We start from the raw sequence: 12,180 nt of genomic DNA, 5'->3' as shown, positions 1-12,180 counted from the left end.
GCTGACCGCTCTCGGGGCGCGGGTCACGATCGCCGCGTGTGACGCCGCGGACCGTTCCGCGCTTGGGCAACTGCTGGCCGGGTTGCCGGTGGGGTTGACCGGAGTCGTGCACGCCGCCGGTGTGCTCGACGACGCCACGGTGGAGGCGTTGACCCCCGAGGCGGTCGCCAGCGTGCTGCGGCCCAAGCTCGACGCCGCGATCAACCTGCACGAGCTGACCAAGGACATGGAGCTGGCCATGTTCGTCATGTTCTCCTCGGCCGCCGGCATTCTCGGTTCCGCCGGACAGGCCAACTACGCCGCGGCCAACGCCGCCCTGGACGCCCTCGCCCAGCACCGCCGGGCCAACGGCCTACCGGCCACCGCGCTGGCCTGGGGCCTGTGGGCGCAGGCCAGCGGCATGACCGGGCACCTCGGCGACACCGACCTGGCCCGGATGAGCCGGACCGGCCTCAAGCCCATGTCCACCACGGACGGTATGGCGCTGTTCGACCTGGCGCTCCAGGTCGACCACGCCTTCCTCGCGCCGGTCGAGCTGGACATTCCGGCCCTGCAGCGTAATGCCCGGGCCGTGCCGCTCTCCCCGGTGCTCAGCGGGCTGGTCCGCACCCGGCGTACCGCCGCGACCGCCGCGCAGGTATCCGTGCTGCGTCAACGACTTGCCGGCCTGCCGGCAGCCGAACAGGACCGGACCCTGCTGGAACTGGTCAACACCAACGTCGCCGCCGTGCTCGGGCACGCCGGCACCGGCGCCGTCACGCCGCACCGCGCCCTGACCGACCTCGGCTTCGACTCGCTCACCGCGGTCGAACTGCGCAACCGGCTCAACACCGCGACCGGACTGCGGCTGCCCGCCACCCTGGTCTTCGACTACCCCACGCCGAACGCGCTCGCCACCCACCTGCGCGCCGAGCTGGTCGGATCCGACGCCGGTGGGCACATCGCGCCGGTCGCCGCGCCCGCGTCGACGGCGGACGAGCCGGTGGCGATCGTGGGCATGGCCTGCCGGTTGCCCGGTGGCGTGACGTCGCCGGAGGACCTGTGGCAGCTCATGGCCGACGGCGGCAGCGGTCTCACCGAGTTCCCCGCGGAGCGCGGCTGGGACGTGGAGAAGCTGTACGACCCGAACCCGGAGGCGTCCGGAAAGTCCTATGTGGACAAGGGCGGGTTCCTGGCCGGCGCCCTCGAGTTCGACGCCGAGCTGTTCGGCATCTCGCCGCGTGAGGCGCTGGCGATGGATCCGCAGCACCGGGTGATGCTGGAGACGACCTGGGAAGCCCTCGAGCGGTCCGGGATCGTTCCGGCCTCGTTGCGCGGCAGCCAGACCGGCGTGTTCACCGGGGTGTCGTACTACGACTACGCCTACGGCCGGCTGGAATGCCCGGAGGAGGTCGAGGGCCTGCTCGCCATCAACAAGTCGGCGAGTGTGCTGTCCGGCCGGGTGTCCTACGTGCTCGGGTTGGAAGGCCCGGCGATCACGGTGGACACCGCCTGCTCCTCCTCGCTGGTGGCCTTGCATCTCGCGGTGCAGGCGGTGCAGCGCGGCGAGTGCTCGCTGGCGCTGGCCGGCGGCGTGACGGTGATGTCCACGCCGCTGGTGTTCCTGGAGTTCTCCCGGCAGCGCGGGATGGCGCCGGACGGCCGGTGCAAGCCGTTCTCGGCGGCCGCCGACGGCACCTCGTGGTCGGAGGGCGCCGGTGTGCTCGTGGTGGAGCGGCTGTCCGACGCACAACGGCTCGGCCACCGGATCCTGGCCGTGGTGCGGGGTTCCGCGGTGAACCAGGACGGTGCGTCCAACGGCCTGACCGCACCGAACGGCCCGGCCCAGCAACGGGTGATCCGAGCGGCCCTCGCCAGCGCCGACCTGTCCCCGCAGGACGTCGACGCGGTGGAGGCGCACGGCACCGGAACCATGCTGGGTGACCCGATCGAGGCCCAGGCGATCCTGGCCACCTACGGCCAGGACCGGCCGGCCGACCGGCCGCTCTGGCTGGGCTCGGTCAAGTCGAACATCGGTCACACCCAGGCCGCCGCCGGGGTGACCGGTGTGATCAAGATGGTGCAGGCGATGGGGCACGGCGTGCTGCCCGCGACGATGAACGTGGACGCGCCGACGCCGAAGGTGGACTGGTCCACCGGCGCCGTCGAACTGATCACCGAGGCCACGCCGTGGCCGGACACCGGCCGACCGCGACGGGCCGGGGTGTCCTCGTTCGGCATCGGCGGCACCAACGCGCACGTGGTCCTGGAACACGTACCGGAGCCGCCTTCCCCGCCGGACCCCGGAACCGGGGACCCGACCCCGGCCACCCCGTTGGTGATCTCGGGCCGATCCGAGCAGGCGCTGGCCGCGCAGGCCGCCCGGCTGCGCGAGTTCATCCTGGACCGCCCGGAGCTTCGCCTGGTGGACATCGGCTTCTCGCTGGCGACCGCGCGGGCCCAACTCGAGCACCGCGCGGTGCTCACCGCGGCCGACCGGGACGGCTTCCTGCACGGTCTGGACGCCCTCGCCGGCGGCGGGTCGGCGGCCGACCTGGTGAGCGGAGTGGTCTGCCCCGGCCGGCTGGCGGTGCTGTTCACCGGTCAGGGATCGCAGCGGGTCGGGATGGGCCGGCAGCTCTACGACCGGTTCCCGGTGTTCCGCGAGGCATTCGACGCCGTGTGCGCGGAGCTGGACCCGCGGATCGACCGGCCGCTGCGCGACCTGGTCTTCGCCGCGGACGGGTCGGACCAGGCCGGCGCACTGGACATGACCGGATACGCCCAGCCCGCGCTGTTCGCGATCGAGGTGGCCCTGTTCCGGCTGCTGGAATCCTGGGGCGTCCAACCGGACTTCGTTGCCGGGCACTCGATCGGTGAGCTGAGCGCGGCGCACGTGGCCGGCGTGTGGTCACTGCCCGACGCGTGTGCGGTGGTGGCGGCGCGCGGCCGGCTGATGCAGGCACTGCCGGCCGGTGGCGCGATGCTCGCGGTGCAGGCGACCGAGGCCGAGGTGGCCGAGACGTTGGCCGGACTGGAAAGCCGGGTGAGCGTGGCCGCGATCAACGGGCCGTCGTCGGTCGTGCTGTCCGGCGACGAGGACGTGGTCGGCGAGCTGGCGGCGACCTGGCAGGACCGGGGCCGCAAGGTGAAGCGGCTGCGGGTGTCGCACGCGTTCCACTCCCCGCGGATGGACGACATGCTCGACGACTTCGCCGCGGTGCTGGAGCGGGTCGAGTACGGGTACCCGACGATTCCCGTGGTGTCCAACCTCACCGGCAAGCTGGCGCAGATCGAGGAGCTCCGGGACCCCGGATACTGGGTGCGGCACGTGCGGGGCACCGTCCGGTTCGCCGACGCGGTCACCCTGCTGCGCGGCGAAGGTGTGGTCACCTTCGCCGAGCTCGGCCCGGACGGGGTGCTCTGCGGCATGGGCGCGGAGAGCCTGCCCGACGGCGATGACGCGGTCTTCGTTCCGGCCCTGCGCAAGGACCGCGACGAGCCGCGGACGGTGACCGCCGCGCTGGCCCGGCTGCACGTGCGCGGCGTGCCGATCGGCTGGGAAGCGGTGTTCGCCGGCACCGGCGCCAGGGCGGTGACCCTGCCGACGTATGCCTTCCAGCGGCAGAGTTACTGGCTGCCCGGCGGTTCCGGCGCGGTCGACGCGAGCGGCCTCGGCCAGCTCGACGCGGACCATCCGCTGCTCGGCGCGGCGGTGGAGCTGCCGGACACCGATGGCTACCTGTTCACCGGACGCCTGGCGCTGCAGTCCCACCCGTGGCTGGCCGACCACGCCGTCAAGGGCAACGTTCTGGTGCCGGGCACCGCGATGGTCGAACTGGCCGTGCGCGCCGGTGATCAGGTCGGCTGCGACCGGGTGGACGAGCTGACCCTGCACGCACCGCTGGTGCTCTCCGAGCGGGGCGGAGTCCGGATCCAGGTCGTGGTCGGCGGTGCGGACGAGGACGGCAACCGGTCGGTGGCACTGTTCTCCCGCGCCGAGTCCGCCGCTGCCGAGGACGCCTGGACCAAGCATGCCAGCGGTGTGCTCACCTTCGCCCGGCCGGCGCCGGCCATGGACCTGGGCGCGTGGCCGCCCGCGGGCGCGGAGCCGGTGCCGGTCGACGGCGTCTACGACGAGATGGCGGCCATCGGACTCGGCTACGGACCGGTGTTCCAGGGCGTGCGGCAGGCGTGGCGCCGGGGTGCGGAGATCTTCACCGAGGTCTCGTTGCCGGAGCAGGCCGAGGCCGACGCCGCCCGGTTCGGCGTGCATCCGGCCCTGCTGGACGCCGCGCTGCACGGAATCCTGCTGTCCGATCTGGACGGTCAGCCGGACCGGCAGGCCCGGCTGCCGTTCGCCTGGTCCGGAGTGTCGTTGTATGCCAGCGGCGCCACCTCGGTGCGGGTGCGGCTGGCGCCGGCCGGGGAGGACGCGGTGACGGTCGCGGTGGCGGACACCACCGGCGCGCCGGTGGTGTCGATCGACTCGCTGGTCACTCGCCCGATCGCCGGCGACCTCGGCGGTGCGGGCGCGCGGGAGGAGCAGCGGTGGCTGTTCGCGGTGGACTGGGTTCCCGCGCCGGAGCCGGCTCCCGCGCCGACCGCGGGCTGGGCGGTGCTCGGCGCCGACGACCTCGGAATCGAGGCGGCGTCCCGGTTCGCGGATCCGGCCGCCCTGATGTCCACTGTAGACGGTGAGAACATCCCCGAAGCGGTGCTGTATGCCGCGCCGGTGGCCGGGGACGCCCCGGGACTGGCCGGGGCGAGCCGGGCCGTCTCGCACGCCGTGCTCTCCGTGGTGCAGGACTGGCTTGCCGCCGAGGCGCTGGAGTCCTGCCCGCTGGTGGTGGTCACCCGGGAGGCCGTGGCCACGGAGATCGACCACGACGTGCCGAACCTGGCCCAGGCGCCGGTGTGGGGGCTGCTGCGTTCGGTGCAGGCCGAGCACCCGGACCGGTTCGTCGTGGTGGACATCGAGCAGGACACCGATCCCGCCGTGCTGACGGCCGCGGTCGGGGTGGCGTTGAGCGGTGAAGGGCAGGTCGCCGTCCGGGGCGGCGAGGTGCTGGTGCCCCGGCTCGGCCGGGTGGGCACGGACGGCGAGCTGGTGCCCCCGGTGGGCGAGCCGGCGTGGCGGCTGGACGGCCGCGCCAAGGGCACCCTGGACCGGATCGAGCTGGTCGCCTGCCCGCAGGTGCTCGAACCGTTGGCGGCCGGCGAGGTCCGGATCCAGGTTCGGGCCGCCGGGTTGAACTTCCGGGATCCGCTGATCGCCCTCGGGGTGATCGAAGGTCCGGAGGTGCAGCGCGGCGAGGGCTCCGGCGTGGTGCTCGAAGTCGGTCCGGGCGTGACCCGCCTGGCCCCCGGTGACCACGTTCTCGGTTTCATCAACGGGTCGTTCGGCTCGGTGGCCGTTGCCGACCACCAGGTGCTGCGGCCGATGCTGCCCGAGTGGACGTTCGAGCAGGCGGCGTCGGTCCCCATCACGTTCCTGACCGCCTGGTACGGCCTGCACGAGCTGGCCGAGGTCGGTCCGGGTGACGTGGTGCTGGTGCACGCGGCCGCCGGTGGCGTGGGGATCGCGGCGGTGCAGTTGGCCAAACATCTGGGTGCCGAGGTGTTCGGCACGGCCAGCCCGGGCAAGTGGGACACGTTGCGGGCCTTGGGGTTGGACGACGATCACATCGCCTCGTCGCGCACCGTGGAGTTCGAGCAGCGGTTCCTGGAAACGACCGGCGGTCGCGGCGTCGACGTCGTGCTGGACAGCCTCAGCGGCGAGTTCGTCGACGCGTCGCTGCGGTTGATGCCGCGCGGCGGCCGGTTCCTGGAGATCGGCAAGACCGACATCCGGGACCCCGAGTGGGTCGCGCAGGCTCATCCCGGAGTGCGCTACCAGGCGTTCGACCTTGACGAGGCGGGCAAGGCGCGGCTCGGCGAGATGCTCGACGAGCTGCTGGTGCTGTTCGGCAGCGGTGCCGTGGTGTTGTCGCCGATCACGAGCTGGCAGATCACCCGGTCGGTCGAAGCGTTCCGGTGCCTGAGCCAGGCCCGGCAGGTCGGCAAGATCGTGCTGACGATTCCGCGTCCGCTTGATCCGGCCGGAGCGGTGTTGGTGACCGGCGGTACCGGCGCGCTGGGTGCGTTGCTGGCCCGGCATCTGGTGACCGAGCACGGGATCCGGCAGCTGGTGTTGACCAGTCGCCGGGGGCCGGCCGCCGACGGCGCCGAGCAGTTGCGCGACGAGCTGACCGCCCTGGGCGCGCAGGTGACCATCGCCGCGTGCGACGCGGCGGACCGGGCGGCGCTGGCGGCCCTGCTGGACGGGTTGCCGGTGCCGTTGACCGGAGTGGTGCATGCCGCGGGCGTGATCGACGACGCGACGGTGGAGTCGCTGACCGCGCGGCATCTGGACGCGGTGTTGGGGCCGAAGGTGGATGCGGCGATCAACCTGCACGAGCTGACCCAGGGCATGGATCTGGCGATGTTCGTGATGTTCTCCTCGGCCGCCGGCATTCTCGGTTCCGCCGGGCAGGCAAACTACGCCGCGGCCAACGCCACCTTGGACGCCCTTGCCCAGCACCGCCGGGCCCGCGGGTTGCCGGCCACCGCGCTGGCCTGGGGGTTGTGGGCGCAGGCCAGCGGCATGACCGGGCACCTCGACGAGGCGGACCTGGCCCGGATGAGCCGGGGCGGCATCCAACCACTGTCCACAGTGGAGGGAATGGCCCTGTTCGACACGGCCACCCGGCTGGACCGGGCGTCGGTGGTGCCGGTGAAGCTGGACGTGGCCGCGCTGCAGGCCCAGGCCCGGTCCTCGGCCGTGCCGGCCATGCTGCACGGGCTGGTGCGCACCCGGCGAACGGCGGCGACCGCGGTGCAGGTTTCCGCGCTGCGCCAGCGACTCGCCGGCATGCCGCCGGCCGACCAGGATCGGACCCTGCTGGAACTGGTCAACACCAGCGTCGCCGCCGTGCTCGGGCACAGCGGCACCGGCGCCATCACGCCGCACCGGGCCCTGACCGACCTCGGCTTCGACTCGCTGACCGCGGTCGAACTGCGCAACCGGCTCAACACCGCGACCGGACTGCGGTTGGCCGCCACCCTGGTCTTCGACTACCCGACGCCCCGGGCCCTCACCGACCACCTGGCGTCGGAGTTGCTCGAGGATCAGGCAACCAGCGTGTCGGTGACCGAGGAGATCGCGCGGCTGGAGTCGATCCTGGCTTCGACCGAGGCGAGCGAGGCCGACCAGGCGGACATCACGGTGCGCCTGCGGCGTCTGCTGGCGAGCTGGGACGACCGGATTCGCGGCGGGCAGGAAGCCACCGACGACGATCTGCGGTCCGCGACCGCGGACGACATCTTCGACCTGCTCGACGACGAGCTCGGGGCGTCCTGATCCGCCGATTTCCCAATGCCGCAAGGGAGTGACAAGCAGTGGCGACCGAAGAGAAGTACCTGGAGTACCTCAAGCGAGCGACCGCCGACCTGCGCGAGGCGCGTCGCCGGCTGCGCGAGTACGAGGAGAAGGACTTCGAGCCCATCGCCATCGTGGGGATGGGGTGCCGGTTGCCGGGCGGCGTGGAGTCGCCGGAGGACCTGTGGCGCCTGGTGGACGGCGGAGTGGACGCCGTCTGTGAGTTCCCGGGTGACCGGGGTTGGGATGTCGAGGGGATTTTCGATCCTGATCCCGACCGGCCGGGAAAGACCTATGTGCGGCATGGTGGCTTCCTCGATGCCGCCGGCGCGTTCGATGCGGCGTTCTTCGGGATCTCGCCGCGTGAGGCGTTGGCGATGGATCCCCAGCAGCGGTTGTTGCTCGAGGTGTCCTGGGAGGCGTTGGAGCACGCCGGGATCGACCCGATGTCGTTGCGGGGCAGCCGAACCGGGGTCTACGCCGGGGTGATCAGCCAGGGCTACGGCATGGAGGGGACGCACGGGGACACCGAGGTCGAAGGGTACCTCGTGACCGGCGTGCAGACCGCCGTCGTGTCCGGCCGGTTGGCCTACGCGCTCGGGCTGGAGGGTCCGACGATGTCGATCGACACGGCCTGCTCGGCGTCGCTGGTCGCCATGCACGTTGCGGTGCAGGCACTGCGCCGGGGCGAGTGCTCGCTGGCGTTGGCCAGCGGGGTGACCGTGATCTCCCGGCTGGTGTCGTTCGTGGAGTTCTCCCGGCAGAAGGTGCTGGCGCCGGATGGCCGGTGCAAGTCGTTCGCGGCGGCGGCCGACGGTGCCGGTTGGGCCGAGGGTGTCGGGGTGTTGGTGTTGGAGCGGTTGTCCGATGCGCGGCGGTTGGGGCATCGGGTGTTGGCCGTGGTGCGGGGTTCGGCGGTGAACCAGGACGGTGCGTCCAACGGGTTGACCGCGCCGAACGGTCCGTCGCAGCAGCGGGTGATCCGGGCGGCGCTTGCCGACGCCGGGTTGTCCGCCGGGGACATCGACGTGGTGGAGGCGCACGGCACCGGCACCCCGCTCGGCGATCCGATCGAGGCGCAGGCGGTGCTGGCCACCTACGGCAAGGACCGGCCGGACGACCGGCCGCTGTGGCTGGGTTCGATCAAGTCCAACATCGGTCACGCGCAGGCGGCGGCCGGGGTGGCCAGTGTGATCAAGATGGTGCAGGCGATGCGGCATCAGGTGTTGCCGCGGACGTTGCATGTGGACGCTCCCACGCCCAAGGTGGACTGGTCCAGTGGCACGGTGCGACTGCTCACCGAGGCCAGGGACTGGGCGCGGTCGGACCGCCCACGCCGGGTCGGGGTGTCCTCGTTCGGCATCAGCGGAACCAACGCCCACCTGATTCTGGAGGAGGCACCGGAGCCGGCCGACGCCGGTGCGCGGCCGTCCGGGTCCGATGCGCCGGCGGTGCTGCCGTTGGTGGTGTCGGCGCGCTCGGCGCGGGCACTGCGGGCGCAGGCGCAGCGGTTGCGGGACTTCGTCGATTCCGGTCCGGAGGTCGGCCTGGCGGACGTGGCTTCGTCGTTGGCGTCGGCGCGGGCGCAGTTGGAGCACCGGGCGGTGGTCACCGGGCGGGATCGCGCGGAGGTGCTTGCCGGGCTGGCGGCCGTGGCAGCGGGTGAGCCGGCCGCCGGTGTCGTCAGTGGGACAGCCGGCTCCGGGGGGAAGGTGGCCTGGGTGTTCCCGGGTCAGGGTGGTCAGTGGTTGGGGATGGCGGCGGGGTTGTTGGAGTCGTCGCCGGTGTTCGCCGAGCGGCTTGCCGAGTGTGTGGGGGAGTTGCAGCGGTGGGTGGATTGGCCGGTGTGGCCGGTGTTGCGTGGTGAGGTGGATGGCCCGTTGGTGGAGCGGGTGGATGTGGTGCAGCCGGTGTTGTGGGCGGTGTTGGTGTCGCTGGCTGAGGTGTGGCGTTCGTATGGGGTGGTTCCGGCGGGGGTGGTGGGTCATTCGCAGGGGGAGATTGCCGCGGCGTGTGTGGCGGGTGGGTTGAGCATCGCCGACGGTGCGCGGGTGGTGGCGTTGCGCAGCAAGGCGATCACGAAGCTGGCTGGCGTTGGGGGGATGGTGTCGGTGTCGCTGCCGGCCGAACAGGTGCCGGAGTTGCTGGCCCGGTGCGGTGATGAACTTGGTGTGGCGGCGGTGAACGGTCCGTCCACCGTGGTGGTGTCCGGCGGCGCGGCGGCGCTGGAGCGACTGCTGGACGAGTGCGCCCGGCGGGGGGTTCGCGCCAAGCGCATCGATGTCGACTATGCCTCGCATTCGGTGCAGGTGGAGGAGATCCGCGAGGAGATCCTGTCCGGGCTGGCGGAGATCGCACCCCGGTCGAGCCAGGTGCCGTTCTACTCCACGGTGACCGGCGAGGTGCTGGACACCACGGAGCTGGATGCCGGGTACTGGTACCGCAACCTGCGGTCCACGGTGCGGTTCGCCGACACGGTGCGGTCCATGTTGGACCAGGGCTACCAGAATCTCATCGAGGTGGGTCCGCATCCGGTGCTGGCCACCAGCATTCAGGACAGCATCGAGCAGGCCGGGGTGGACGCCTCGGTGGTCGGCACGCTGCGCCGCGACGACGGCGGGCTGGACCGGATGATCGCCTCGGTGGGCCAGGCCTGGTGCCACGGCGTGGCCGTGGACTGGCCCGGGATGTTCGCCGGTGCGGGGTGGGTGGAGCTGCCGACCTACGCCTTCCAGCACGAGCCGTACTGGCTGACCGGCGGTGTCGTGGTGGACGCCGATGGGTTGGGACAGCAGGGAGTTCAGCATCCGTTGCTGGGTGCGGCGGTGGACCTGCCGGACACCGGTGGCGTGGTGCTCACCGGCCGCGTCGCCATCGGGACGCAGGCGTGGCTGGCCGATCACGCGGTCAACGGCACGGTGCTGGTGCCGGGCACCGGACTCGTGGAACTGGCGGTGCAGGCCGGCGAGCGGGTCGGCTGCGATCTGCTCGAGGAGCTGACCCTTGCGGCGCCGATGGTGCTGCCCGAGCGCGGTGCCCTGCACGTGCAGGTCGTCGTCGGTGGCGCGCAGGACGACGAGCGGCGGCAGGTGAGCATCTACAGCCGCGACGAGGCCGCTCCGGCCGAGATCGCGTGGACCCGGCACGCCACCGGAACCCTTGCCCCCGCAGCGGAAGCGGCGCCGCCCGAGCCGCTGTCCAGTTGGCCGCCTGCCGATGCCCAGCCGGTCCCGCTCGACGACCTCTACGACGAGTTGGCCGCGACCGGGTTCGGCTACGGCCCGGCTTTCCAGGGACTGCGCCAGGTGTGGCGGCGCGGTCCGGACATCTTCGCCGAGGCCACTCTGCCGGAGTCGGTGGCCGGGGACGCCGGGCGGTTCGCGCTGCACCCGGCGCTGCTCGACGCGGCACTGCACGCCCTGCTCGCGGCCGACCGCACCGACCTGCGGGTGCGGCTGCCGTTCAGCTGGACCGGAGTCTCGGTGCACGCCACCGGCGCCACGTCGGTGCGGGTGCGGCTGACGCCTGCCGGCGAGGACGCGGTGACGGTTGCGGTGGCGGACACCACCGGCGCACCCGTGGCCACGGTCGCCGCGCTGAACACGCGACCGCTGACCCCGCACGCGCTGAGCACGGCCGGCACCGCGGCGGCGCAGTCGCTGTTCACCCTGAACTGGATCCCGGCCGCGGCAGGCGAGTCGGCCGACCCGGGCCGGTTCGTGGTGCTCGGCCCGGACCACCTCGGCCTGGCCGCCGAGTCCTGTCCGGACCTGACCGCCCTGATCGACTCCGGGGTGCTGCCGGACCTCGTCGGGTACCCCCTGCCCACCGAGCAGGGCCAGGATTCGCGCGAGCTGACCGCCCGGGTGCTGGACCTGATCCAGACCTGGCTGGCCACCGAGCAGTTGAGCACCGTGCGACTGGTCCTGATCACCCGGCGGGCCGTCGCGACCCGACCCGACGACGACACCGACCTCGCCCATGCCGCCGTCTGGGGCCTGGTCCGCACCGCGCAGAGCGAACACCCGGAGCGGTTCGCCGTGCTGGACCTCCACACCGACGCGGACACCACCGATGATCCGGCCGCGGTCGTGCTCGCGCTGGGCAGCGAGTCCCAGGTCGCCGTCCGGGCCGGGCAGGTGCTGGTGCCCCGGCTGACCCGGGCCGGATCCGGGGACGTGCTGATCCCGCCACCCGTCGGGCCGTGGCGGCTGGACAGCCGGGACAAGGGCACCTTGGACCGGATCGAGTTGGTCGCCTGCCCGCAGGTGCTCGAACCGTTGGCGGCGGGCGAGGTCCGGATCCAGGTTCGGGCCGCCGGGTTGAACTTCCGGGATCCGTTGATCGCCCTCGGGGTGATCGAAGGTCCGGAGGTGCAGTTGGGTGAGGGCGCCGGCGTCGTGCTGGAGGTAGGGCCGGGAGTGGCCGACCTCGCGCCCGGCGACCACGTCTTCGGTCTCATCGCCGGCTCGTTCGGACCGGTGGCCGTCGCCGATCACCGGGTGCTGCGGCGGATGCCGAGCGGCTGGTCGTTCGAGCACGCCGCGGCGGTGCCGATCACGCATCTGACCGCATACCAGGGGCTGCGGCACCTGGCCGGGGTCGGTCCGGGTGATGTGGTGCTGGTGCACGCGGCCGCGGGTGGGGTGGGGATCGCGGCGGTGCGGTTGGCGAAACATCTGGGTGCGGAGGTGTTCGGTACGGCGAGTCCGGGTAAGTGGGATGCGTTGCGGGCGTTGGGGTTGGACGATGATCACATCGCCTCGTCGCGGACCGTGGAG

The 12,180-nt window shown here is 72.4% G+C and carries 1 protein-coding gene and 1 pseudogene; both read left to right on the top strand.

Annotated elements, in window-relative coordinates; all coding sequences use genetic code 11:
• Positions 1–7,381: SDR family NAD(P)-dependent oxidoreductase (locus tag VFV67_RS03545; RefSeq protein ID WP_414636163.1), on the top strand; the 7,381-nt coding region annotated here is incomplete at its 5' end.
• A gap of 62 nt (positions 7,382–7,443) precedes the next feature.
• Positions 7,444–12,180, top strand: a pseudogene (locus VFV67_RS03540) (beta-ketoacyl synthase N-terminal-like domain-containing protein); the annotation flags it as partial.

Source organism: Actinophytocola sp., assembly GCF_035762905.1.
GTDB lineage: Bacteria > Actinomycetota > Actinomycetes > Mycobacteriales > Pseudonocardiaceae > DASYTH01.
This window is presented reverse-complemented; position numbering and strand designations above follow the sequence as displayed.